This is a genomic window from Yinghuangia aomiensis, from assembly GCF_039542225.1.
GTDB lineage: Bacteria > Actinomycetota > Actinomycetes > Streptomycetales > Streptomycetaceae > Yinghuangia > Yinghuangia aomiensis.
In genome coordinates this window covers 124,719-148,935 of sequence record NZ_BAABHS010000008.1, presented here as the reverse complement: position 1 = coordinate 148,935, position 24,217 = coordinate 124,719, and the positions used below count along the sequence as shown (strand labels likewise).

The window sequence follows — 24,217 nt, the reverse complement described above, 5'->3', positions numbered from 1 at the left end:
CGGAAAACACGCCGTGAGCGGGCATCCTGAAGGACGCCCGCCCCGCGGAATCGGTCACGTCACGGGGTCAGCGGCAGCCCGAAGACCCGGATCGCGTTGCCCCGGGCGATCTTGCGGACGACGTCCGCGTCCAAGTGCCCGAACTGGTCCTCCGCGGCCTTGACCGAGTGCGGCCACGTGCCGTCCTGGTGCGGGTAGTCGGTCTCGAACATGACGTTGTCGACCCCCACACGGTGCAGCAGCTCGGTGCCCACGGAGTCCTTGAAGAAGCACGAGTACATCTGCCGGTAGTAGTACGTCGACGGCGGCTCCGGGCACGCCGCCTGTCCGTTGCTCCAGCCCCGGTGCGTCTCCCACACGTCGTCGATACGTTCGAGCAGGTACGGGATCCATCCGATCTGCGCCTCGGCGTACAGCAGTTTCAGATCCGGGAACCGGTGCGGCACGCCGGAGAAGAGCATGTCGGCCATGCTGGCCACCGAGTTGCCGAAGATGATCGTGGCGGCCACCGCGTCGGGCGCGTCCGGGGAGGCCTGCGGCGTCTTGGTCCCCGAGCCGATGTGCATGCACACGACCGTGCCGGTTTCCGCACACGCGGCGAAGAACGGGTCCCAGTAGCCGGAGTGGATGCTCGGCAGTCCGAGGTACGTGGGAAGTTCCGAGAACGCCACCGCACGCACTCCGCGGGCCGCGTTGCGCCGGACCTCCGCGGCCGCGAGCTCCGCGTCCCACAGCGGCACGAGGCAGAGCGGGATCAACCGGCCGCCGCTGCTGCCGCACCACTCCTCGACCATCCAGTCGTTGTAGGCCCGCACGCCGAGGAGCGCGAGTTCGCGGTCCTTCCCCCGGAGGAAGATCTGGCCGCAGAACCGCGGGTAGTTCGGGTAGCTCAACTGCGCCTCGACGCCGTTGAGGTCCATGTCGGCCAGACGCGCCGCGGGCTGCCAGCATCCGGGACGCATCTGGTCGTACGTGACTCCCGCCATGGTGATCTCGTCCGCCGGGTATCCGGCGGCGGCGATCAGGCGCTTCACCGAGTACTTGTGGTCCTCGTAGAACCACCAGGCCACGTCCGGTCCTTCGGTGCCCGGCTCCTCGATGTAGCCGCCACCGTCCAGCTTGGGCGTCCCGGCCGGCAGATGCACCACCCTGGGCCCGGTCTCGCGGTACTTGGCGGGCAGCCGGGACGACCAGACGTCGGGCGGCTCGACCACGTGTGCGTCGACGTCGACGATCGGCGGTATTCGGTTCACGACCCCTCCTTCACGGCGGTGCGGGCCCGCCCGATGGTCATCGCGGGCGGTCGCCCGCGATGGTGACGCGGTGCAGGACGCGCTCCGCCCCGCCGGTGTCGCCGACCACCGCATGCTGGGTGCAGCGGTTGTCCCAGATCACCAGGTCGCCGACCTGCCAACGGTGCCGGTAGACCAGCTCGGGCCGGGCGACCTGGGCGTACAGGTAGGCCAGCAGGGGCGCGCTCTCCTCGGCCGTCCACCCCTCGAAGTGCGAGGTGTAGTCGCCGTTCACGAACAGCGCCTTGCGGCCGGTCACGGGGTGGGTGCGGACGACCGGGTGCGTCTGGGTGACCGCGTCGCGGTCCAGCCCGGCTTCCCCGGCCAGTTCGGTGCCGCGGTGCACCGCGCGCAGCCCGTCGAGGGTGTGCCGGAGCCCCGGCGAGAGTCCCTCGTATGCCGCGTAGGCGTCCGCCCACATGGTGTCCCCGCCGATCGGCGGCAGGATGCGGGCGAGCAGCATGCTCAGCGCGGGCGGCGCCGCGGCGTGCGTCGTGTCGGCGTGCCAGCGCTGGGTCACCGGGTTCGGGTCGTAGATCTTCATCAGCCCCGGGTAGCCGTCGATGCTCGGCACGTAGGGGTGCACCGAGATCTCGCCCCATCGTGCCGCGAAGTCCAGTTGCTGTCCGGACGTCATCGCCTGCTGCCCTCGTATGCACAGCACTTGGTGCTCCAGGAACAGCTCCTGAAGCCGCTCCACGGTTGCGTCGCTCGTGTCGGTCGCAAGGTCGACGCCCGTCACCAACGCGCCCAGCGCCGACGAAAGGCGTTCCGCGTGCAGCTCCGACGCGGGTGCGGACCCGGTCGCGTGAGTTGCCATGGTTCCTCTCCCATCCCCTCCGCCGTCGAATTCCTCGAGGTCTCAGCCGAGCCCGGGTACCGCGAGTTCGGCGGCGTAGCGGTTGATCTCCTCGCGCAACGCCGCGGACAGCGGAATGCCTTCGGCCTCGCGGACGGCCCGGCGTTCGTGTTCGAGCTGACCGGGCACGAGGACCCGGTCGACGCCGTCGGCCGGCTGCGAGCCGACGACGTCGTCGACGAGCATGTCGACCCGCGCTCCGAAGTCGCCGCCGGGCAGGAACCGGGAGGGGTCGATTGCCAGGAACACGAAACCCTTGGCGACGCGGTCGCGTCCGTGTGCCGGAGAAGCGGTGTGCTCGGTGCGCCCGAAGCCACTGCCGGTGAGGACCCCCGCCATCAGCTCCACCAGGAAGGCGAGCCCGAAGCCTTTGTGGCCGCCGAACCACTGCAGGTGGTGCACCGATGCCTCGGCCGGGGCGTTGGTCGGGCGTCCGCGCTCGTCGTTGGCCCACCCGTCGGGGATCGACGGGTCGCCGCGCTTCTTCGCCAAGAGGAGTTTGTTGCCCGCGACGGTGGTCGTGGCGATGTCGTACACGATCGGCGGCTTTGCGGCCGCCGGTACGGCGTAGGACAGCGGGTTGGTGGAGAAGAGCTGGGTGACCCCGCCGAACGGCGGCACGATGGTCGGCCCGTTCTGGAAGCACAGGCAGATCAGTCCCGCCCGTGCCACCCGCTCGGTGTAGGCGGCGAGGGCGCCGAGATGAGTGCTTTCGCGGACGGCCACGGCCGCCACCCCGTGCTCCCGCCCGCGTTCGACGAGCAGGCGCACGGCTTCGAGGCCCGCGATCTGCCCGAAGCCGAGTCCGCCGTCGAGCAGGAGCGTCGTACCTCCGTCGTCGACGAGCTTCGGCTGCGCGGCGGGGTCGATGTGGCCGGCGCGGACGCGGGCCACGTACAGGCCGAGCAGGTGGGCGCCGTGCGAGTCCACGCCGCGCAGGTCCGCCTCGACGAGGAGTTCGGCCACCGTGGCCGCGTCCCGCGGCGATGCGCCCAGGGCTTCCAGCACCCCGCCGAGGACCCTCCGGAGGTTCTCCGCCGGGACGGTGTTCCGGGGTTTCGGCTCCACCACGTCGATCTCGTCCTTCCGTCGGCTGTTGCTCATCGCGTCTGCTCCCGGTCCCAGGTTGCGGCGGTGACGCCGCGGTCCCGAAGCACGTGCTTCCGGAGCCGCAACGACGTGGTGTTGCGCGGGAGTTCGTCGACCACGTCGATGTAGCGGGGCACCATGTAGCCGGGCATGTGGTCGGTGAGGTAGGCCGCCAGGTCGGCCGGTTCGATCTTCTCCCCGTCCGCGGCGACCACCGCGACCATCACCTCGTCGCCGCCCAAGGCGCCGGGCACCGCGAACGCGGCGCACTCGCGGACCGTCGGGTGGTCCAGGACGAAGGACTCGACCTCGAACGACGAGATGTTCTCGCCGCGGCGCCGGATCGCGTCTTTGACGCGGTCGACGAAGGAGAACCGCCCGTCCTCGTCCTGGCGGAACGCGTCGCCGGTGTGGAACCACCCGTTGCGCCACGCCCGTGCGGTGTCCTCGGGCATCTTGTGGTAGCCCGCGTTCAGCGCCCAGGGTGCCCCGGCACGGACGACGAGTTCGCCGGTCTCGCCGCTCGGCACCGGCACGTCGTGCTCGTCGACGACGCGGACTTCGGCCCAGGGATAGCCGCTCCGGACACGCCCGCTGGTCTGCCAGGGGCCGTGGTCCCAGCCGGTGACCACCAGCGGGGGAACCTCGGTCATACCGTAGGACGTCGCCACCCGCACCCCGAAGCGGTCCTCGAACGCCGCCATTTCGGCGATCATCGGCCCCAGGATGACGCCGCGCAGCGGGTTGTCGGCGTCGTCCGGCTTCGCGGGCAGGGAGTTCAGGAGCGCCGTCATGGGACCGACCAGTCCGGCGGCGACGGCGCCTCCGGCCCGGACGTCGTCCCAGAAGGCGGTTCCGCTGAACTTGTCGCGGGTGAGGAAGCGCCCGCCGCGGGACAGCGTGTAGTGCAGCGACCCCAGGCCGGAGATGTGGAAGAGGGCCATCGGGCAGTACATGGCCTCGCCGGTGGCGAGGGTGTCGTCCGGCACCCACGACCAGTAGCCGTGCATGGCAGCCCACGGGGTGATCACGCCCTTGGAAAGACCTGTCGTGCCGGACGTGTACAGGATTGCGGCGGTCTCGTACGGCTCGGCGACCGGGAACTCCGCTGCTTCCGGCGCCGATGCGAGGACGGCGGCGGAAGAGATGGCGCCGGGGTTGGCGGCGGGGTCGAAGTCGCCGACGACGATGACGCTCCGGAGATCCGGGAGACGATCGGCCTCCTCGGTCACCCGGTCGAGGAACTCCGCGGAGACGACCACCGCGACCGCGTCCGAATTGCCGAGGACATGGGTGAGCATGCGGCCGAAGTAGGCGCTGTTGACCGGCACGGCCACGTTGCCGGCCAGGCCCGTTCCCAGCCAGACGAGCGCGCTGTCCAGCGGGTCGGCGACCAGGTACGCGACCCGCTCGCCCGGGGCCACGTCGAGCGCCCGCAACGCCGCGGCCCAGCGAGAGGCCTCGGCAAGCGTGTCGCGATAGCTCAGCCGGCGGCCGTCCACATGTTCGAGGAACGCTGCGTCAGGGGTCTCGGCGGCCCAATGGCGCAGCGCGTTGGGCGCCAGCAGGCGGCGGTCCGGCAGCATCGGGCCCTGGGCGGGTGTTGGTGCGTGCTGGCGATCGGACAACGCGGGTCTCCTCAACTGGGCAGAAGCACTGTCGGATTCGCCGGCCACGGCCGGCACGGATGGCGAACGCGGATTCAGGCGAGGGGCAGATAGACGTTCTTCGATCGCAGGAACTCGCCCAGCCCTTCCCGCCCGCCCTCCTTGCCATAGCCGCTGAGCCCGAAACCGCCGAACGGGGCGGAGGCGGGCAAAGCGGCGAAGCCGTTGAGCGACACGTATCCGGCGTCGAGTGCGGCCGCGACCCGGTGCGCCCGTTGCAGGTCGCGGGTGTGGACATAGCCCGCGAGCCCGTAGCGGGTCCCGTTGGCGAGCGCGACGGCCTCGTCCTCGTCGGAGAAGGCCATGATCGAGAGCACCGGGCCGAAGACTTCCTCTTGGGCGATGGGGGCGTCGGGCGGTACGCGGTCCAAGACCGCCGGTTCGACGAAGTGCCCCTCCCCCAGAGGGTCGCCGGCGCGGCCTCCGCCGAGGAGGAGGTCCCCGGACCGGCCGTCCGCGGCCCGCGCGATCATGCCCATGACGCGGTCGGCGTGCGCCGCGCTGACGACCGGCCCGATCAGGGTCCGCTCGTCCAGCGGATCGCCGATCGGCATCTCCCGCACCGTCCGGACGGCACGCTCCACGATCTCGTCGTGGATGTCCGCGTGGACGATGAGCCGCGTCGGCATGACGCAGCCCTGTCCGCTGTTGCGCATGCAGGCGGCCCCGGCGAACGGCCCGGCCGCGTCCAGGTCGGCGTCGGGGAAGACGATGTTGCCGGACTTGCCGCCGAGTTCGAGGACGACGGGGGTGATGTTCCGGGCCGCGCCCACGAGGATCTTCCGGGCCGCGTCCGCCCCGCCGGTGAAGCTGATCTTGTCCACGCCCGGGTGGGCGACCAGCGCCTCCCCCGCCGTCGCGCCGCCGGGGACCACGTTCACCACGCCCGGGGGGATGCCCGCTTCCAGCGCGAGCTGTCCGAACACCAGGGTCGAGAACGGCGCCAGCTCCATGGGCTTCACGACCACGGTGTTGCCGGCCGCGAGGGCCGCGCCGGCCTTGCGGGCCACCGACGAAATGCCGCCGTTCCAGGTGGAGATCACCCCGATGACGCCGTAGGGCTCCGGAACCGTGTAGTCGAACGCGCGCTCGGGGAAGATCGGGACGACCCGGCCCTCGGTCTTGTCCGCGAGCCCCGCGTAGTACTCCACGTAATCCGCGGCCCGCCCCGGCATGGCCGCGGCACCGGAAATGGGCGTGCCGCATTCCAGGGTGAGCAGCCGCGCGATTTCGGCCGCCCGGCCCCGGATCAGTGCGCCCAGGCGCAGCAACGCGTTGCGGCGCTCGTCCGGGCGCCAGGCGCGCCACGCCGGGTACGCCTTGCGGGCGGCCGCGACCGCACGGTCGACTTGGTCGGCACCGGCCAGCGGAACCGCGGCCTGGACGCGCCCGGTCGCCGCGTTGACATGGGCATGTTCCCCGTCCGTGCCCTTGGGGATGTTCTCCTCGCCTATGAGGATCGACATCTCCGGCAGGTACTCCGCCGCGAACCGCCTGTGCAACGCATGGTCGACCTTGTGGGCAGTCATAAGGCTCCATAGGGACGTACGGGTCGGGCGTGCGGTGGGACGACGGACGCTCAGAAGGGCGACGGAAGACGCTGCATGGGCACGGCGATGACGGTGGAGCGGTCGGCCGCGCACGCGTCCGCGAGGACGGCGGGGAGTTTGGCGATGTCGTCGACCTGGACGCCGTCGGCGCCGAACGCCTTGGCGAGCGCCACCCAGTCCGGGTTGTGCAGGACCGTGCCGTACTCGCGGCCGCCGAAGCGGTCGCGCTGGTCGCGGTTCGAGTTGCCGTAGGCGCCGTCGTCGAAGACGACGGTCACGGTGTGGATCCCGTGCTGCACGGCGGTGGCCAGTTCGTTGGATGCGAAGAGGAAGCCGCCGTCGCCGGTCACCGTGACGACCGGGGCGTCGGGCCGCGCGACCTTGACGCCCAGGGCCGCCGGATATCCGAAGCCGAGCGTGCCCATGTACGAGGTGGAGAAGTAGGTGCGCGGCGCGTACACCGGATAGCCCATGTGGCACATGTAGGCGACCGACGTCGTGTCGCACACAAGGATGCCGTCCTCGGGGATGCCCTGCCGCAGCGCCCGCACCATCTCCCACTGGGGCCCGATCGCCGCCAGCTGCCGCTCGGCGTCGGACCGCATCGTCCGGGCCTCCTCGGCGCGCGAGGCCCGGGGCGGGCCGGTCAGCAGAGCTGCCAGAGCATCGAGGGACAGCGCCGCGTCGCCGACCACGGCGACGTCCGCGGGGTGGTTGCGGCCGATCTGCTCCGGGTCCACATCGATGTGGACCAGCTTCTGGCCGGGTGTCAGCGCGATGCCCTGAAAGCGGGTGCCGACCGCCAGGACGACGTCGGCGGTGGCGATGACCGGCCTCATCCGCGGATTCACCCACGCGGTCCCGACCGACAGCGGGTGCCGGTCGTCGACGGCCCCCTTGCCTTCGCGGGTCGTGACCACCGGGGCCTGGAGCAGTTCGGCGATTCGGGTCAGGGCGGTGGAGGCGTCGCCGAGTACGGCACCGCCCCCGGCCACGACGAGCGGGGCGGCGGCTTGGGACAGCACAGCGGCGGCCTGTTCGAGCTGCGCCGCGGCGGCGGCCCTGCCGGATGCCCGCACGGGAGCCAGGGTCGTCGCGGCGGTGGTCTCGGCGAACGCCTCCGGCGGGATCTCGATTTCCACCGGCCGCGGCCGTCCGGCGCACATCTCGGCGAAAGCCCGGTTGACGCCGGGGGCGATGTCCTCGGGATGCAGGAGGCGTTCGGCCCACTTGGTGATGGGGCGCACGACGTCCAGTTGGTCGTGCACGTCGTGGAGCAGCCCGAGGTCCTTGCCGATGCCGTGGCGGCTGACCTGCCCGGCGATCAGCAGCACCGGCGACGAGCATGCGTATGCCGTGGCCAGCCCGGTCGCGGCGTTGTAGACGCCGACGCCGGGCACCACCATGGCGACGCCGGGGCGGCCCGAGGCGCGGGCGTAGCCGTCGGCCATGTAGGTGGTGGCCTGCTCGTGCCGGGTGACGATGTAGCGCAGCTCGGGAGCGTCCACGAACGCATCGAGGGCTGCCATGAGTTGGTCGCCGGGAAGGCCGAAGACCGTGTCGACTCCCTCGGCGACGAGCTGGCGGGCGAGCGCGTGACCACCCGTCCACTCCTCGGGACCGGTCGGTTCCGACCGCCGCGTTGAGTTCTTCATATTTGATAAAATATCAGGTGGAGGGTCGCGTCAAACAGGTTGCGGCAGGCGGATCCGCCACGGCTCGACGCCACTTGCTTACTCTACTCTTATAAAGTATACAATCCGCGGGCACTTGTCTCCGGGAGGCGAAGTGGGCACATCTGTCGAGGAACCGCCGCCGGTCGACGCATCGCGCGACCGGGTCCTTCGGGCCGAGCGCGCCGGCGCGGTCCTGCGGCTCCGGCTCAACCGGCCGGGGTCGCGCAACATGATCGACGAAGAGCTGCTGGAGGCCCTGCAGAACTCCCTGACCGGTGCGGACCGCGATCCGTCCGTCCGGTGCGTCGTCCTCGCCGGCTCCGCACGGGACTTCTGTCTGGGCGCCGATCTCGCGTCGAGCGCGGCCGGCGCACCGGCCACGCCGCTGGAGTACCGGCAGCCGCTGGTCCCGTACCAGGAACTCTTCAAGACCCTCTGGGAGCTGGAGACCCCCGTCGTCTCCGCAGTGCGCGGACGCGTCGCGGGCATCGGCTGGATGCTCGCGCTGCTGGCCGATCTGGTCGTCGCCGCGGAGGACGGTCGATGGACGCACGCATTCCTGCGCCGCGGCATGGCGCCCCACGCCGGCGACCCGTTCTTCCTGCCGCGCGTGCTGCCGTTCCATGCCCTCAACGAGATCGCGCTGCTGGGCGACACCGTGACGTCGTCCGACCTGTACCGCTGGGGCGCGGTGAACCGGCTCGTGCCGGCGGAGTCGGTCGAGACGGTCGCCGACGACCTCGCCGCGCGGCTCGCCGCGGGCCCGACGCTGAGCGTCGGACAAGCGCGCCGGTTGTACCGGCGCTCGTCGGTCTGCGACATGGCCACCGCCTTCGCCGAAGAACGTGCCGCGATCGCCATGTTGTCCCAGACCCGCGACCGTGTCGAAGGAGTTGCGTCGCTTTTGGAGGGCCGCCGCGCCGACTTCTCGGGGTCGTAAATCGGTTCGACCGGCCAAGGGCGTGTCTGGTGGATCTCCACACCCCTCACGCCCTGGCCATGCCAGGAGGTGGCGGGAATGACGGTCGACGAGGGTCAGCCGGGGTACGCACGACATGCCGTCGAGGTGTTCGCCGAGGAACTGGACGAGTTCCTCGCCGCCGTGATGGCGGAGGCCGGCGAGCACGCCGATCCGGCGGACCTGACGGGGCTCGACGAGCCGTTCGAGCGCCGCGTCCTTGGCACCGCGGGCACGCGCGGCATGCTGGGCATCGGGCTGCCCGACGAGGTTCCGGCGGGTCCTTGGCTGCGTGCGGCCTTCGACTTCGCGGTCGCGGCGCACGATGCTCCGCTCGTCGACACGGCCGTCACGCTCGCCGGATTCTCGGTCGCCGCGTTCGCGAACGAGGAGCAGCACGCGTTCTTCCTGCCGCGGATGACGGGCGGAGAGCTGACCATGTGCGTCGCCTACAGCGAACGCGAGGCCGGGAGCGATCTGCGTGCCTTGTCCGCCACCGCGGTCGAAGAGGGCGGCGGCTATGTGTTGTCGGGCGTCAAAACCCTGGTCACCGGGGCGCACAAGGCGGACTGGTGCTGCACGGTGGCTCGTACCGGGCCGCTGGGGTCCGCCGCGATGACGATGTTCCTGGTGGACATGGCCGCACCCGGCGTGCGCGTCGTCAGGCGGCCGACGATGAACGGCTGGACGCTCGACGAGGTCCACTTCGACGCGGTCCGGCTGCCGCCCGGCGCCGTCCTCGGGGAGCCCGGCCGCGCATGGCGGCAACTGGCGGCCGCTCTGCGGGCCGAGCGGTCGGGCATGTTCCACCTCGGCTTCGCCCGGCACGCCTTGGACGGACTCCGGCGCCACCTGCGCGAAACCGGCGGCGGGGACCCGGTCTCTCGCGACGCTTTCGCGGCCTTGGAGGTGGACTTCACTGCGGGCGTGCGCCTGGCCTGCCGGGCGCTCTCCGCGGACCGCGGGAGCAGCGATGCCGTCGCCCAGGCGTCGATGGCCAAGGTCTTCGCCACCGAGCTGCTGCAGCGCATCGCCCAGGAGGCCACCGAGGCCGCGGGGCATCAGGGCATGATCCACGCACCGCTCTTCGCTCCCGAACCGGCGCCGGCCGCCGCCGGCGGACGGTTCGCCTGGGAATACCTGGAACGGGTGCACGGCACCATCGGCGCCGGAGCGAACGAGCTGCAGCGTGACACGATCGCGCAGGCGGGCCTGGGCCTTCCGACAGCGAGGCGGAAATGACGTCCGTACGGCCGCTGCCGCCGGTGTCCCCGCCGCCGCTGCCGCCGGGCTTCGAGGAATCGCTCCGTGATTGGCCCGACCCCGCGGCGGCCGAGGCCCTCGCCGGCGTCGCCCCCGGATACGACACCGCGTGGTGGCGCACTGCCCTCGGCCGGGGCTGGTTCCCGAGTCCGGACCGCCGGTCCGACTTCGGCGTGCTGGTCCGGGCGGCCGAACGCCTGGGGGCGGCCGCGATGCCGACACCGCTGCTCAACGGCTTCGTCCTCGGCGGTTTCGCGCTGCTCTTCGCGGGCGACGCCCGGGCACATCGCGAGCACTTGGCGCCGCTGGTGTCGGGGGAACGCAGGTACGCCACCGGCCTGACCGGGCGCGAAGGAAGCTACGCGCCGGACGGCACGCACCTCGTCGCCCGGCCGAACGCGGACGGGTGGGTCCTGGACGGTGCCGTGTGCTTCGTGCCCCATGCCGCCGACGCCGACGTCCTGCTGGTGCTCGCACGGTCCGGCGACGGGCACACGCTTTTCGCCGTGGACACCGCCGCGGTGGGAGTGTCGACGCGCCTGCTCCCCACGCTCGGCCGAGACGGGCAGTGCGAGATCGCCATGAACGCCGTCCGGCTCCCCGCCGCGGCCGTCGTGGGCGCCCCCGGCGAAGCCTGGCCCCTGGTGCAATCCGCGGTCGACCGGACGCTGATCGTGCAGTGCGCGGACATGGTCGGTGCCGCGGACGGCGCCCTGCGCCACACCGTGGAGCATGTGAAGACGCGGCACCAATGGGGCCTCCCCCTCGGCGTGCTGCAGTCGGTCCAGCACCGCTGTGCGGACATGCTCACGGACGTGACGGCCTGCCGGGACGCCGTGTACGCGGCGGCGGCGCTGGTGGAGGCCGGCGAACCGCTGGGAACGACCGCGTCCGTGCTGAAGGCGTTGTGCGCACCGCGCTGCCGCGCCGTCAGTGCCGCGGCCCACCAGCTCGCGGGCGGGGAGGGCATCCACGCGGACGTCCCGCTGCACCTCTGGTACCGCCGGATCAAGGCAAGTGAGCCGATGCTGGGCGGACCGCGCTTCCATCGTTCGGTCTTGTCCGACGCACTGCTGGGGCCTTCCACCACAGGCTGACACCACCACGTGACCCTTCGACCAGGAAGAGCATCATGGGCGACCGCTACGACTTCACCCACTTCCGCACCGAGCTGCGGGACAACGGCATCCTCTGGGTCACCTTCGACCGCCCGGAGCGCCGCAACGCGATCAATCCGGAGATGCACGACGAGATCGCCCCGCTGTTCCGGCGCATCGCGGCCGACCGGGAGGTGCGCGCGGTCGTCGTGACCGGGGCCGGGGAGAAGGCGTTCTGTGTGGGCGCCGACTTCTCGGGGATGCAGGAGAACCTGGACGGCGCCGGGTACGAGGACGGATTCCCCGAACTGATGCACGGCTCGGTCGCCGTGGTCCAGTCGCAACTCGCCGTTCCGCAGCCGATGATCGCCGTCATCAACGGCGACGCGCTCGGACTCGGGGCGACCATCGCGCTGTTCTGCGACATCACGCTCATGGTCGACGGGGCACGCATCGGCGACCCGCACGTACACGCCGGGCTCGTCGCCGGCGACGGGGGCACCGTCCTGTGGCCCCTGCTGATGGGCCTCAACCGGGGCAAGGAATTCCTGATGACCGGCGACCTGATGACCGCCGAAGAGGCGTGGCAGTACGGGCTCGTCAATCACGTATACCCGCGGGAGGAGTTGCTGCCCGCGGCCGAGAAGCTCGCCGCGCGGATCGCCGGAGGCCCGGCCATCGCCATCCAGTTCAACAAGCGGCTGGCGAATGCCGACCTGGTCGACCGGGTCAACCGCGTCCTCGACGCGTCACTGGCGATGGAGGCGCTCACCTTCGGGACCGCGGACCACCGTGAGGCGGTCAGGGCGTTCCTCGACAAGCGCGCACCGAACTTCGGCAAGTAGGAAGCATCCGGCAGAGCACAGCCTGGAGGTCGTCATCACGGATCGCCGCGGGGACAAGCGCTCCGAACACGAGGCGGGGTTCGGAGGGCTCGCCCGTCCCACGAGTGCGCAGCAAGTCGCCCAGTACATCCGCACCCTGATCTTCGACAACCGGCTGCGTACCGGCGACCGCGTACCGCAGGACGAGATCGCCGCCGACTTGCGGGTCAGCCGCGTCCCCGTGCGCGAGGCGGTCATCGCCCTCGACCGCGAAGGGTGGGTGACGAGCGAGCCGCACCGCGGCGCCTTCGTCAACGGACTCGACGAGAACTCCACGCGCGACCACTACGACCTCCTGGGCATGCTGTACGGCTACACGGCCCGCCGCGCCACCGAACGCGGGACCCGCCAGGAGGTCGAGGCCCTGGAGGCCGCCCACCGCCGCCTCCAGGCGGCCACGGATCCCGGCGAGTACCTCGACTGGAGTACCGAATTCCTCCGGCGGCTCCTCGTGATGGCGCGCTCGCGCCGCATCACCGCGATGGCGCGGCTGCTCACCACCAACCTGGTTCCGGGCAACTTCTTCGCGGAAGTCCCGGGTGTGATGGACATCCAGAAGGCCGGCCTGCGGGTGGTGACGGCGGCCATCGCCGACGGCGACGGAGCCACGGCCCAGCGTGAGTTGGCGGCCATGCTCCACTCCCAGGCGGACAAGGTCGTCGACCTCCTGCGGGCCCGGCGGCTGCTGTAAGGCACACCCATGCGCGTCGAACACCACAGGTGGCCCCGGGCGGCGGTGTCGGACACCGCCGCCGAGGGGCCACCCATACCGGCGCTTACACGCGTTCGAACACGACGGCGAGGCCTTGCCCTCCGCCGATGCACATCGTCTCCAGCGCGTAGCGCTGCTCACGCCTGTCCAGTTCGCGGGCGACGGTCGTGAGGATGCGGCACCCGGTGGCCCCCACCGGGTGCCCCAAGGAGATCCCCGATCCGTTCACGTTGGTGCGCTCCCAATCGGCCTGCCCGAATTTCCACTCGCGCGTGCAGGCGAGGACCTGGGCGGCGAACGCCTCGTTGATCTCGACGAGATCCATGTCGGCGAGCGTGAGCCCCGCCCGGTCGAGGGCCCGTGCGGTCGCGGGCACCGGACCGATGCCCATCGTGCGCGGCGGCACGCCGGCCAAGGCCCACGAAACGACCCGGACGAGCGGGCGCGCGCCCAGCCGTTCCGCGTTCTCCGCCGTGGTCACCAGGCACACCGACGCGCCGTCGTTCTGCCCGCTGGCATTGCCCGCGGTGACGGTCGCCTCGGGGTCCTCGCGACGCATCACCGGGCGCAGCTTCGCGAGCTTCTCCGCGGAGGTGTCGGCACGCGGGTGCTCGTCCGCGGAGACGACCGCCTCGCCGCCGCGCCCGGAGACGGTGACCGGGACGATCTCCTCGGCGAAGCGGCCGTCCCGCTGGGCGGCGACGGCGCGTTCGTGCGAGCGCAGCGCGAGTTCGTCCTGTTCGTCGCGCCCGATGCCGTACTCCCGGCGCAGGTTCTCCGCGGTCTCCAGCATCCCGCCCGGAACCGGGTAGTGCTCGCCGCCCGCGGTCACCCGGCCGCGGGCCAGCCGGTCGTGCAGCATGGTGCCGGCGCCGGGGGCGCCCCAGCGGACGCCGGTGGTGTAGAACTCGGCCTGGCTCATGGACTCCGCGCCGCCGGCGATCACGGCGTCGCTGCCGCCGTCGCGTACCTGGGCCACGGCGTTGAGCACGGCCTGGAGTCCCGAGCCGCAGCGGCGGTCGATCTGGTACCCGCCGACCTCGACCGGGAGACCGGCGTCCAGAGCGGCGACCCGGCCGAGTGCGGGTGCCTCCCCGTTGGGGTAGCACTGGCCGAGGATGACGTCGTCCACGTCCTCGGGTGCGATCCCCGTCCTGGCCACGAGGGCCCGGATCACGGTGGCGGCCAATCGGGTCACCGGCACGTCCTTGAAGACACCGCCGTACCCGCCGACGGCAGTACGCAGCGGTTCACAGATCACAACGTCGCGCATGAAAGCCTCTCGGTTCACAGGAGTCCGCGGATCGTGGCGTCGGCCATGCCCTCGCCCTCGCCGGTGGTTCAGGCCGGCTCGAACGACAGGCCCCCGCCGCGGGTGCCGAACACGTCCACGGCCATGCGGGCGCCGAGTTCCGCGGCATCCCAACGCCGGCCACCGGCCGTGATCGTCTTCTTCTCCCGCCAGCCCTGCATCAGAATGATGCGGTCCTCGATGGACCGGATCACCTGGCCGGTGACGTAATGCGCCTCGTCGCTCGCCAGCCACGCGACCAGCGGCGAACTGTTGGCCGGATCCATCGGGTCCCAGCCGTCCTCGGGGACCCCGCCGGGCTCGATGACCTCGCCGGCGCCCGGCATCGTCGCCGTGATGCGGGTCAGACCGGACGGTCCGACGGCGTTCACCGTGACACCGCAGCGCTGCAGTTCCAACGCCAGCGTCAGGGTGAGGCCGACGATCGCCGCTTTGGCGGACGCGTAGCCGCTTTGCCCGAAGTTGCCGCCGAGCCCCGCGCCGGACGTGGTGTTGACGATGCTGGCCCTGTTGGCGAGACCGCTCTTCGCGCGGGTACGCCAGTACTCGGCGGCGTGGTGGCACGGCGACCAGGTGCCGGCCACGTGCACCCGCAGCACGGCGTCGAAGTCCGACCGCGGCATGTTCCAGATGGCCGCGTCGCGGACGATCCCGGCGTTGTTGACCAGGATGTCCAGGCCGCCGAAGGCGTCCACGGCGGTGGCGACCATGTCGCCCGCGTCGTCGTGGTCCGCGACGTCCCCGTAGTGCGGGACCGCGGTGCCGCCGTTCTTCCGGATGAGCGCGACCGTGGCATCGGCGGCGTTGCCGCGGCCTTCCCCGCGCACCGATCCGCCCAGGTCGTTGACCACGACCTTTGCGCCCTGCTTCGCCAGTTCCAGTGCGTGGGCCTGGCCGATGCCGTGACCCGCGCCCGTGACAATGGCAACTTTGCCTTCCAGCAACCCCATGTCTCCTCCTACCAGCAGTGGATCAGGTTCCGAAAGCCCCCGTCGGGGCGGAGAGTCCGGCCGACGGCGCGCCCGTGGCCGGGACGGCGTCGACCGGTCAAGGTCACTCGGTCCAGCCGGTCTTGCGGTCCTCGCGCCTCGGCTGCCGGCCGGTCCGGAACGGCGAGAGTTCGGAGTCCGCCAGCAGGAAGCGGTGGAGGGAGCCGATCCTGCCGTGGAAGTCCCGGCGCCAGCGGGCCAGTTTGGTGTCGGCGCGTTCGGCCTTCTCCGCCTCCGCCCACTGCTCCCACGTCGGGATCGCCCACAGCAGGAACACCTCGGAGTCACCGGTCATCGCGGTCTCCCACGCGCCCGCGAGCACCCAGCCGTACTCGGAGAGCAGGGGCTCGCCGCCCTCCGCCACGCGTTCGAGCAACTCGCGTGCTTGGCCGGGCGTGGTGCGGATCTGCTCGTGGGCGTACGTCTCGCCGCGGACTCCGTCCGCGCACAGTTCCTCGATGGTGCGTGTCCACGGCGCGGGGACGAGGAGCCGGTCCTCGCCGTGCGAGCGGAACTTGGCGGCTTCGGCCCACCAGTTGGCCAGCTTGGGGTCCTGGAGGGCGGCTCCGCTGAACTCGTGGCGGAAGGACGCGGCCATGCCGTCGAAGCCGTCTTCCTCCCAGATGTTGACGACGGACGGCCAGTCGCGGGTGGTGCCGACGACTCCCCAGACGCCGTAGCAGAGCTGGTGCCGCTCGTCCTGGGCGACAGGGCTCCAGTTGGCGGTCATGTGGTGCATGTAGTTGGCGCGGTTGTGGCCGATGATGTCGATGAACTCGTGGATGTAGATCTTGTCGTTCGTCACAGGGTTCCCTCCCCTACGCGTACATCGCCTCGGTCATCGGGGCTTCGCGTGTCCGGCAGTCCCACGTGGCCTCCTCGTCCGCTGCAGCACACCGACCGCTTCACCGTACAATTGATATTGTATATGTGACGCGTTTCCCAGCAGCAGTTCGCCCTGCCTTCGAGGAGTCACCGTGGACGCGACGTTCGGCCCCGACCACGAGGAGCACCCGATGGCCTCCCCTGCACCCGGCGCCCATCCGCCGGCACCGCTGGCCGGCATCCGCGTCCTGGCTCTCGAACAGATGCAGGCCGCCCCCTTCGCCACGCTCATGCTCGCCCGCCTCGGTGCGGACGTCATCAAGGTCGAGTCCCCCGTCGGCGAGTCCGGACGCACCTCGCAGCCCGCGGTCACGGACGCGTCCGGGCGGCCGGCCGGCGCCACGTTCCTGCGCTACGGGCTCGGGAAACGCAGCGTCGCCGTCGACCTGAAGAACGCACGCGGCCGCGACCTCGTCCTCGACCTCGCCGAGTCGTGCGACGTCCTGGTCGAGAACCTGGGCCCCGGGCGCGCGGACCGCCTCGGCCTCGGCTACGACGCGGTCTCCGGCCGCCATCCCGGAATCGTCTACCTCTCGATCACCGGCTTCGGAGCCGACGGCGAGTCCCCGTACGCCCATTGGCCGGCCTACGCCGGGGTGGCGGAAGCCATGTCCGGGATCTACGAGCACGCACGCACACCGGGCCGGCCGCCCGTCATCAACCCCATGGGCGGTCTGGGCGACACCGGCACCGGGATGTTCGGCGTCATCGGCGTGCTCGCCGCACTGCGCCAGCGGGAGCAGACGGGGCACGGGCAGTTCGTGGACGTCGCCATGTACGACGCGATGATCGCCATCTGCGACATCGTCCCCAACTTCTGGTCGCTCGGCGTCCGGCGCGACCCCGACGCCGAATTGCGTATGCCGTACATCCTTTCGTCGTTCCGGGTCGGCGGACGCTGGTGCTACGTCCAGGTGAGCCGCGAGCACCAGTTCCAGCGCCTCGCCCGACTGCTGGACCGCGAGGCCTGGCTCACCGACCCGCGGTTCGCGGACCGGTTCGGCTGGCACGACCACTGGGCCGGGGTCATCCGCCCGGCCCTGGAGCACTGGGCGAAGGACCTGTCCGCCACGGCCGCGGCCGAACAGCTCGCGGCGGCCGGCATCACCGCCGCCCCCTGCAACTCGGCCGAGGACGTGGTCCACGACCCCCACGTCGCGCTGCGCAACATGCTGGTGGCCATCCCCCGGGCCGACGGAGTCCCCGAACCGGTCCTCGTCGCCGGCAACCCCGTCAAGATGTCGCGGCACCCCGACTCCGCACAGACGGCGCCGCCACTCGTCGGCGAGGACACCCGCGCCGTACTGACCGATCTTCTCGGCCTGTCGGACACCTCCGTGGACGCACTGGCGCAAGCGGGTGTCATCGCCGCGGATCCCCGGACAGCCGCCGGCCCGCCTGCCTGACACCGGCACATCGAGCCGCACCGCGGCCAGGATGGGCGTCCGCCGCGTCGCTGCACCCTGCGAGTGAAAGTCCATCCGTTTGGTTGCATACAGGGCTCGCCGTTCGTCACGATGTGCGCGCGGCGCCGCCGATCTCCGGCGTACGCCAACCGCGGGAGGAGGACGGCGTGTTCATCACCCTCGACGAGCCGCGGTCCTGGCACCCGGTCGGCCGGCCGTCGCGACGCCGCCGCTCCCCCACGCCCGAGGAGACCTCCGCATGCACTCCGACCTCACCGCCGACGCCGGCTCAGCCGCCCCGCGGCACGGCCACCGGTTCCTGCTGATCGGCAAGAAGACGATCTTCAGCTACCACCTCGGCCTCTATTACGTCCCGATCCACGCCTTCCAGATGATCACCACGTTCGGTCTGCCCGACCAACTGCGGGCGCTCTACCTCGCCGACCTCGCAGAACACGAGAACCAGCAGGTCTACTACTCGCTCTTCACCGAGGGCCACTGGCCGCTCGCCGAGATCGTCGACGGCACCCGCACCTCCCTGCCCGTCGAACTCGAACGCGTCACCGTCGACGCCTCGGGCGGACGCACCTTCACCCCGCTGCTGCCCGCCGTCGACGCCACCTGCCGCAAGCAGGATGTGGTCCACTACGTGCCGCTGGACCCCGACGGCTCCTACCCCGACTACCTGACCTGCCTCGCCTTCGGCCGCGACGACGAGGTCCACCTCGCCCACCGGCTGGCGGCGGCCCCGAACTGGGACGAGGTGATCAGCACCGTGAACCCGAAGGGCTTCGAGGCAAACGACCTCTTCCCGGCGGCGACCGTCACCGTCCCCGCGATCAAGGACGCCCACGGCGTCCTGCAGAAGAGCCCCCTGATCACCGGCACCGCCTACGAAGGCCGGATCGGCGACCGCACCGTCACCTTCACCACCGGCCGCCAGGGCTGGTGGAACAACACGTCGCTCAACAGCAAATAGCTCCACCGCACGAACGCCGAAGCCCCGTCGGATATCCGACGGGGCTTCCTGGCACGACGGATCCTCCGTCAGTTCCGCGCCGGAGGCACCCGGACCGGGCGGCGTGCGTCGTCCAGAGCCGCCAAACGGCTCATCGCTTCGCGATAGGCCGACCGGTCGAGGGCGTCGGCACGGCGGGCCTCGACGAGTACACGTTCACTCTGCTCCAAGTCGGCCGCCCCGGCATCGAGGGCGGTGTCCCCGTCGACCTCGGATTCCGCCTCCGGGCGACGACGGCGGCGTCGGCGCATCCATTCGGCGGTGACAACCATCGACAGGACCAAGACCCCGTACAGAACGATGCCCACCATGATGATCACTTCCGAGGCGCACTGCCGCCGGACACCCTCACGGCAGAACGGTTCTCCGTTGTCTACGTGTGTCTGGCCGCATGGCCGTCCGCGGCCTCCTGCCACGCCGCCAGGCCCGCCCGAGACGCGTGCTTGGCTTGCCGCAGCCTCGCGCCCGCCATGTCGCCGGGCGAGGTTTCCATATCCCGAATCATTTTGCGCACCGCGCCGAGCAGCGCGGATGCGGTGAGGGCAAGGCCGGTCAGCGCAACGATCGAGCCCGCGGCGGTGAGCGCGGTGCCCACCGTGACCAGACGGGTGTCGACGTCGAGCCGGTGCGATGAGTAATTGTTCTTCACCACTCCACAGTCCGCCACTTTCCGGCATCCCGCACCACAAGACCGGCAAATGTGTGACAGGACCCCACGGGCCGCGCTTTCGCTGCCGAAGGTCACCGCACCGCTGCTCGCTGCACGCCGGTTGCTGCTCGCCGAGCCTCACGCGCTTCACCAATTGCTGCGGCTCGGGCCCGTACACAGGGCCCAGATGATGGCGACGTCGACGGCGATCACCACAATCGACCACACCGGGTAGTAGGGCAGCCAGGTGAAGTCGGCGATCACGCTCAGCCCGGCCAGGAGTACACCGAGGAAGCGGGCCCAGGCGGCGCCGCTGAACAGCGCGATGCCCGCCAGCGCGATGCCCGCCAGGAAGATGACGATCCCCAGGATCAGGTAAATCCAGCCCCAGCCGGTCGAGCTGAACGCGAAGGAGCAGTTCCGCGTCTTGACGATCATGTCGTCCTTCGCGATCGCGGCGATTCCCTGGAAGACCGCCGGCACCCCGCCGATCGTCATCAGCACCGCGGCAACCGCTGTCCACCCTGACGCGCCCGCCCCGCGTGTTCGCGGGGCACGCAGGCGGCTCAGTCCGGGAGCAGGACCGCCGCACCGTGCACCCGGTCGGCGGCGAGGTCGGCAAGAGCCCGGTCGGCGCGGTCGAGCGGGTAGGGCGTCGTTGTCACCTCAAGGCCGATGTCGGCCGCCGTGCGCAGGAATTCGGTGCCGTCGCGGCGGGTGTTCGCGGTGACACTGCGTATCTGGCGTTCGTAGAAGAGGTGCCGCTGGTAGTTGAGCACGGGCACGTCGGTGAGGTGGATGCCGGCGAGAGCGAGGGTCCCCGCGCGGTCGAGCGCTTCGAGGGCGGCCGGGACGACGTCACCGACCGGGGCGAAGACTATTGCGGAGTCGAGGCGTTCGGGTGGTGGCTCGTAGGTGCCCTGGGCGGATGCGGCGCCGAGGGCGAGGGCGAGGCGGCGGGCCGGTTCGGCGCGGGTCATGACGTGCACGGTGGCGCCTCGGGCGAGTGCGACCTGGGCGGCCAGGTGCGCGGAGGCGCCGAAGCCGTAGATGCCGAGGCGGCCACCGGGCGGGAGTTCGGCGCGTTCGAGGGCGCGGTAACCGATGATTCCGGCGCACAGCAGCGGGGCGAGGTGCTCCGGGTCCGTGCCGTTCGGCAGTGGGTAGGCGAACTCCTCGGGTGCAACGGCGTGTTCCGCGAATCCGCCGTCCGCGTCCCAGCCGGTGTAGGCGGAGTTCGGGCACAGGTTCTCGTGTCCTGCCGCGCAGTACTTGCACTCCCCGCAGGTGTGCCGCAGCCACGCGATGCCGATGCGGTCGCCGAGCGCGAACCGGGTGGCGTTCGCACCCGCCGCGTCCACTCGGCCGACGACTTCGTGGCCCGGCACGGTCCCGGGGCGGTGCGGTGCGAGGTCCCCTTCGGCGAGGTGCAGGTCGGTCCTGCAGACACCGCAGGCTTCGACCCGGACGCGGACCTCGCCGGGGCCCGGCTCGGGCACCGGCCGCCGGACGGCGCGCAGCGGCCCCCTGGCGACCGGTCCGGGGGTTTCGACGATCCACGCGCGCTCCGTTCGCGACTCGCTCCCGCGTGCGCCGTCCATCGGTGGTCACCCTTCGTCGCGTGCTCCGAGATCGCTGTCCGCGGACGGGGACGACGGCGGCGGCGCGCCGTGGGGCAGGATCCGCCGCCCGGTCACCTTGTCGGGGCGGATGCGGATCCACAGCGGCCGGTCGCCGCCCGCCCACGACGCAAGGCGGGTGTCTTCGAGACGGCGTCGTTCGCCGTCGTCGGTCACCGCCTCCGCATTGCCGGTGACCAGGACGCTCCAGCCCAGCCGCGCCGACCGGACGAGCTCGTCGACCTCGAACGCCACGCGGCCGTGGACGGACGCGGGCAAGGTGCCAGGCTCCGTGCGGAACACGATGTCGCCGCCATCGAGGGCGTAGTTGACCGGCAGCACGAACGGTTCGTCCGTCGCGCCCTGCGACACCCGGCCGACACTGTGCAGCCGCAGCCGCGCGAAGCACTCTTCCTCGGGCATCTCGGTCACCCCGGGTTCGGGCCGCCGCGCCGCCGATGCGCCGGTACTCGCGCCGTCTTCGAACGCGTCGAAGTCCGGCGACGCCAGCCGGGCCACGGACGTGTCCAAGGCAACCGCCACCCGCGTCAGCGACGCACGGTTCCAGGACGCGTGCGCTGCCTCCAGTTCGCGGACCCACGCCGCCGATATCGCTCCGCGCTCGGCGACCTCGGCCACCGTCAGTCCGCGGGCCAGGCGCCGGGCCTTGGCATTCCCGGCGACGACGTGGATGTCCGGAGTCCGGGTGCCGGCGGTCTCGTCGTCCACGGTGCTGCTCCTTCTCCCCGAGCATCCCGCATTTCGATCGAACCACGGCGCGCGGCCGCGGGCCAGGGCCGGACGGCCCGCCCGGTCTGGCGGGCACGGCCGACCCGGGGCAGGCTCGAAGCATGTCCGACGCATGGACGCTGCGCTACCAAGGCTTCGACCCGGAGCGGGAGGGCCTGTGCGAAGCGCTGTGCGCCCTGGGCAACGGCTACCTGGCCACCCGGGCCGCGGCCTCGGAAGCGCAAGCGGACGGGGTCCACTACCCCGGCACCTACCTGGCCGGGCTGTACGACCGCGGCGTGACCCGCCTGGCCGGGCACACCGTCGAGAACGAGGACCTGGTCAACGCCCCCAATTGGCTGCCGCTGACGTTCCGCGCGGCGGGCGGAGCCTGGTTCGCCGGCCGTGCCGAGGAAATCGTGGCCCACGAGATCGCCGTCGACATGCGCCGCGGCGTCTTCACCCGGCATTCCCGGATCCGCGACGAGGCGGGCAGGATCACGGTGCTCACCCAGCGCCGCCTGGTGCACATGGCCTTTCCGCATCTCGCGGCGATGGAAACGACGCTGGTTCCGGAGAACTGGTCGGGCCTTCTCGAAGTCCGCTCCGCCGTGGACGGCGGCGTCCGCAACACCGGTGTGGCCCGCTACCGGGGCTTGGCCGACCGCCACCTCGCGGTACGGCGGAAGCACAGCGCGGTGCCCGGAACCGTCGTCCTGGAAGCCGAGACCCTCGCATCGAAAGTACGGATCGCCGCGGCGGCGAGAACCCGCCTCACCGCCGGCGGCGACCCTGCCGACATCCGCGGCTGGAGCGACGACACCCGCATCGGGTGCGATCTCACCGTGCCGGCCGCACCCGGCCGCGGGATCGTGGTCGAGAAGATCGCCGCCGTCTACACCGGCCGCGATCCGGCGATCGGGGATCCGGTGCGAGCCGCCGTCCAGGCCGCGACGACGGCCGGCGATTTCGAGGAGCTGCTGCGCTCGCACACCCGCCGGTGGGCGGAGTTGTGGTCGCGGTGCCGTCTCGACCTCGGGCATACGGGCAAAGCCGAACAAGCGGTCCGCCTCTACACGTTCCACATCCTGCAGACGCTCACCGCGCACACCGCCGACCTGGACGCGGGGGTCCCGGCGCGCGGGCTCCACGGCGAGGCGTACCGCGGACACGTGTTCTGGGACGAGCTGTTCGTGCTCCCCTACCTGAACCTGCGGCTGCCGGAAGTCGGCCGCGGCCTGCTGCGCTACCGCCATCGGCGGCTGGACGCCGCACGGCGCGCGGCGCGCGCCGACGGGCTCCGCGGAGCCATGTTCCCGTGGCAGAGCGGCGGCGACGGCCGCGAGGAGACACCGGACACGCACCTCAATCCGCGGTCGGGGCGGTGGCTGCCGGACCACAGCCATCTGCAGCGGCATGTGGGTTCGGCAATCGCGTACAACGTGTGGCAGTACTACCAAGCCACCGGCGACCACGCCTACTTCGCCGCGGAGGGTGCGGAGCTGATCGTCGAGATCGCCCGTTTCTGGGCCGACCTCGCGCGGTTCGATCCGGTGCTGCGCCGCTACCGCATCCACGGGGTGATGGGGCCGGACGAGTACCACGACGCCTACCCGTGGGCCGAGCGGCCCGGGCTCGACGACAACGCGTACACCAACGTCATGGCCTCGTGGGTGCTGCGCACGGCAGGCCGCGCCCTGGAATTGCTGCCCGAGTACCGGCGGGCCGAACTCGCCGACAAGCTGCGGCTGGACGCCGACGAGCCCGCGCGCTGGGAACACGTCTCCCGGAAGCTGCGCGTGTGCTTCCACGACGGCGTGGTCAGCCAGTTCCACCGCTACGACGAGCTGGCCGAACTCGACTGGGGCGCCTACCGGAAGCGCTACGGGGACATCCGCCGCCTCGACCGCATCCTGGAGGCGGAAGGCGACTCCCCGAACCGCTACCGGGTGTCGAAGCAGGCCGACGTGCTCATGCTCGCCTACCTGTTCCCGCCCGCGGAACTCGCCGGGCTCTTCGCGCACCTGGGCTACGACGTCGACACCGATGCCTTCGACCGCACGATGCGCTACTACCTGCGGCGCACCGCCCACGGTTCGACGCTCAGCGCGGTCGTCCACGCGTGGGTCCTGGCCCGCAGCGACCGGGCCGCGTCGGGGCGGTTCCTGCGTGAGGCGTTGGCCTCCGACGTGTACGACGTCCAAGGCGGCACCACGGCCGAAGGCATCCACTTGGGCGCCATGGCCGGCTGCCTGGACCTGCTGAGCCGCGGATACCCGGGCCTCGAAGTCCGCGACGACGTCCTCGTCCTCGATCCGGTGCTGCCGCCCGACGTGGGTCCGTTGGAGTTCCACCTCCGGTACCGGGACCACTGGGGTGTCCGCGTGCACGTCTCCCACCGCGGCGCGTCCGTATCCCTCGGGCACGGCCAGTCGACCCCGATCCGGATACGCGTCGGGACGGAGGAACGCGTCGTCGAAGCGGGCGGCAGCCGACGGGTCGCGCTGCCGCCGCGAGCCTGAGCGCCCGCCGCGGCGGGAGAACGGGACTCGGGCCGCTCGGC

At 71.4% G+C, this 24,217-nt stretch carries 22 protein-coding genes; 8 read left to right on the top strand and 14 right to left on the bottom strand.

Annotation, left to right across the window (positions count from 1 at the left end; translation table 11 throughout):
• Positions 1 to 59 precede the first annotated feature (59 nt).
• The 6 genes from ABEA93_RS13035 to ABEA93_RS13010 all read right to left on the bottom strand — a co-directional run bounded on the left by ABEA93_RS13035 (position 60) and on the right by ABEA93_RS13010 (position 8,112).
• A complete protein-coding gene (locus tag ABEA93_RS13035) occupies positions 60 to 1,253 on the bottom strand; it encodes an amidohydrolase family protein (protein ID WP_345675628.1) in 1,194 nt (397 codons plus the stop codon).
• Positions 1,254 to 1,290: 37 nt separating this feature from the next.
• On the bottom strand, positions 1,291 to 2,112 hold the full coding sequence (locus ABEA93_RS13030) for a TauD/TfdA dioxygenase family protein (RefSeq protein ID WP_345675627.1): 822 nt from the start codon (positions 2,110 to 2,112) through the stop codon (positions 1,291 to 1,293).
• A gap of 42 nt (positions 2,113 to 2,154) precedes the next feature.
• On the bottom strand, positions 2,155 to 3,255 hold the full coding sequence (locus tag ABEA93_RS13025; protein ID WP_345675626.1) for an Ldh family oxidoreductase: 1,101 nt from the start codon (positions 3,253 to 3,255) through the stop codon (positions 2,155 to 2,157).
• On the bottom strand, positions 3,252 to 4,868 hold the full coding sequence (locus tag ABEA93_RS13020; protein WP_345675625.1) for an AMP-binding protein: 1,617 nt from the start codon (positions 4,866 to 4,868) through the stop codon (positions 3,252 to 3,254). The genes ABEA93_RS13025 and ABEA93_RS13020 overlap by 4 nt, the downstream gene beginning before the upstream one ends.
• Before the next feature lie 74 nt (positions 4,869 to 4,942).
• Positions 4,943 to 6,436 (bottom strand): aldehyde dehydrogenase family protein, encoded by a 1,494-nt coding sequence (locus tag ABEA93_RS13015; protein WP_345675624.1) that lies wholly within the window; start codon positions 6,434 to 6,436, stop codon positions 4,943 to 4,945.
• Positions 6,437 to 6,486: 50 nt separating this feature from the next.
• A complete protein-coding gene (locus ABEA93_RS13010; protein WP_345675623.1) occupies positions 6,487 to 8,112 on the bottom strand; it encodes a thiamine pyrophosphate-dependent enzyme in 1,626 nt (541 codons plus the stop codon).
• 133 nt (positions 8,113 to 8,245) lie between these two features.
• On the opposite strand from ABEA93_RS13010, the gene ABEA93_RS13005 reads away from it, so the two are divergent.
• The 5 genes from ABEA93_RS13005 (at position 8,246) to ABEA93_RS12985 (ending at position 13,026) form a co-directional block, all read left to right on the top strand.
• Positions 8,246 to 9,073 carry an enoyl-CoA hydratase/isomerase family protein gene (locus ABEA93_RS13005; protein WP_345675622.1) on the top strand — a complete coding sequence of 276 codons (828 nt, stop codon included), beginning with the start codon at positions 8,246 to 8,248 and terminating at the stop codon, positions 9,071 to 9,073.
• 78 nt (positions 9,074 to 9,151) lie between these two features.
• Positions 9,152 to 10,333 (top strand): acyl-CoA dehydrogenase family protein, encoded by a 1,182-nt coding sequence (locus ABEA93_RS13000; protein ID WP_345675621.1) that lies wholly within the window; start codon positions 9,152 to 9,154, stop codon positions 10,331 to 10,333.
• On the top strand, positions 10,330 to 11,451 hold the full coding sequence (locus ABEA93_RS12995; RefSeq protein ID WP_345675620.1) for an acyl-CoA dehydrogenase family protein: 1,122 nt from the start codon (positions 10,330 to 10,332) through the stop codon (positions 11,449 to 11,451). The genes ABEA93_RS13000 and ABEA93_RS12995 overlap by 4 nt, the downstream gene beginning before the upstream one ends.
• A gap of 35 nt (positions 11,452 to 11,486) precedes the next feature.
• Positions 11,487 to 12,296, top strand: coding sequence for an enoyl-CoA hydratase/isomerase family protein (locus ABEA93_RS12990; protein ID WP_345675619.1), 810 nt, complete (start codon positions 11,487 to 11,489; stop codon positions 12,294 to 12,296).
• On the top strand, positions 12,244 to 13,026 hold the full coding sequence (locus ABEA93_RS12985) for a GntR family transcriptional regulator (RefSeq protein WP_345675618.1): 783 nt from the start codon (positions 12,244 to 12,246) through the stop codon (positions 13,024 to 13,026). The genes ABEA93_RS12990 and ABEA93_RS12985 overlap by 53 nt, the downstream gene beginning before the upstream one ends.
• An 85-nt stretch (positions 13,027 to 13,111) precedes the next feature.
• Here ABEA93_RS12985 and ABEA93_RS12980 read toward each other — a convergent pair whose 3' ends face one another.
• The 3 genes from ABEA93_RS12980 to ABEA93_RS12970 all read right to left on the bottom strand — a co-directional run bounded on the left by ABEA93_RS12980 (position 13,112) and on the right by ABEA93_RS12970 (position 16,153).
• Positions 13,112 to 14,320 carry an acetyl-CoA C-acetyltransferase gene (locus ABEA93_RS12980; RefSeq protein WP_345675617.1) on the bottom strand — a complete coding sequence of 403 codons (1,209 nt, stop codon included), beginning with the start codon at positions 14,318 to 14,320 and terminating at the stop codon, positions 13,112 to 13,114.
• A gap of 68 nt (positions 14,321 to 14,388) precedes the next feature.
• Positions 14,389 to 15,309: an SDR family NAD(P)-dependent oxidoreductase gene (locus ABEA93_RS12975; RefSeq protein WP_345675616.1), complete on the bottom strand. Its 921-nt coding sequence runs from the start codon at positions 15,307 to 15,309 to the stop codon at positions 14,389 to 14,391.
• Between the two features lie 103 nt (positions 15,310 to 15,412).
• Entirely contained in the window at positions 15,413 to 16,153 is a 741-nt protein-coding gene (locus ABEA93_RS12970; protein ID WP_345675615.1) for a hypothetical protein, read from the bottom strand.
• Positions 16,154 to 16,325: 172 nt separating this feature from the next.
• On the opposite strand from ABEA93_RS12970, the gene ABEA93_RS12965 reads away from it, so the two are divergent.
• The gene (locus tag ABEA93_RS12965) at positions 16,326 to 17,639 is read left to right on the top strand and encodes a CaiB/BaiF CoA transferase family protein (protein WP_345675614.1); all 1,314 of its coding nucleotides are present in this window, start codon (positions 16,326 to 16,328) and stop codon (positions 17,637 to 17,639) included.
• A gap of 259 nt (positions 17,640 to 17,898) precedes the next feature.
• Entirely contained in the window at positions 17,899 to 18,618 is a 720-nt protein-coding gene (locus ABEA93_RS12960) for a hypothetical protein (protein ID WP_345675613.1), read from the top strand.
• A gap of 68 nt (positions 18,619 to 18,686) precedes the next feature.
• Here ABEA93_RS12960 and ABEA93_RS12955 read toward each other — a convergent pair whose 3' ends face one another.
• The 5 genes from ABEA93_RS12955 to ABEA93_RS12935 all read right to left on the bottom strand — a co-directional run bounded on the left by ABEA93_RS12955 (position 18,687) and on the right by ABEA93_RS12935 (position 21,654).
• The gene (locus tag ABEA93_RS12955; RefSeq protein WP_345675612.1) at positions 18,687 to 18,968 is read right to left on the bottom strand and encodes a hypothetical protein; all 282 of its coding nucleotides are present in this window, start codon (positions 18,966 to 18,968) and stop codon (positions 18,687 to 18,689) included.
• A gap of 62 nt (positions 18,969 to 19,030) precedes the next feature.
• Positions 19,031 to 19,306, bottom strand: a complete 276-nt coding sequence (locus ABEA93_RS12950; protein WP_345675611.1) for a hypothetical protein — start codon at positions 19,304 to 19,306, stop codon at positions 19,031 to 19,033.
• Between the two features lie 147 nt (positions 19,307 to 19,453).
• A complete protein-coding gene (locus tag ABEA93_RS12945) occupies positions 19,454 to 19,876 on the bottom strand; it encodes a DUF7144 family membrane protein (RefSeq protein WP_425584935.1) in 423 nt (140 codons plus the stop codon).
• Positions 19,873 to 20,907 carry a zinc-dependent alcohol dehydrogenase family protein gene (locus tag ABEA93_RS12940; protein WP_345675610.1) on the bottom strand — a complete coding sequence of 345 codons (1,035 nt, stop codon included), beginning with the start codon at positions 20,905 to 20,907 and terminating at the stop codon, positions 19,873 to 19,875. The genes ABEA93_RS12945 and ABEA93_RS12940 overlap by 4 nt, the downstream gene beginning before the upstream one ends.
• A gap of 6 nt (positions 20,908 to 20,913) precedes the next feature.
• Positions 20,914 to 21,654 (bottom strand): helix-turn-helix domain-containing protein, encoded by a 741-nt coding sequence (locus tag ABEA93_RS12935; RefSeq protein WP_345675609.1) that lies wholly within the window; start codon positions 21,652 to 21,654, stop codon positions 20,914 to 20,916.
• A 122-nt stretch (positions 21,655 to 21,776) separates the two neighbouring features.
• Here ABEA93_RS12935 and ABEA93_RS12930 point away from each other — a divergent pair, with 122 nt between their 5' ends.
• Positions 21,777 to 24,176 (top strand): glycoside hydrolase family 65 protein, encoded by a 2,400-nt coding sequence (locus ABEA93_RS12930; protein ID WP_345675608.1) that lies wholly within the window; start codon positions 21,777 to 21,779, stop codon positions 24,174 to 24,176.
• Positions 24,177 to 24,217 lie beyond the last annotated feature (41 nt).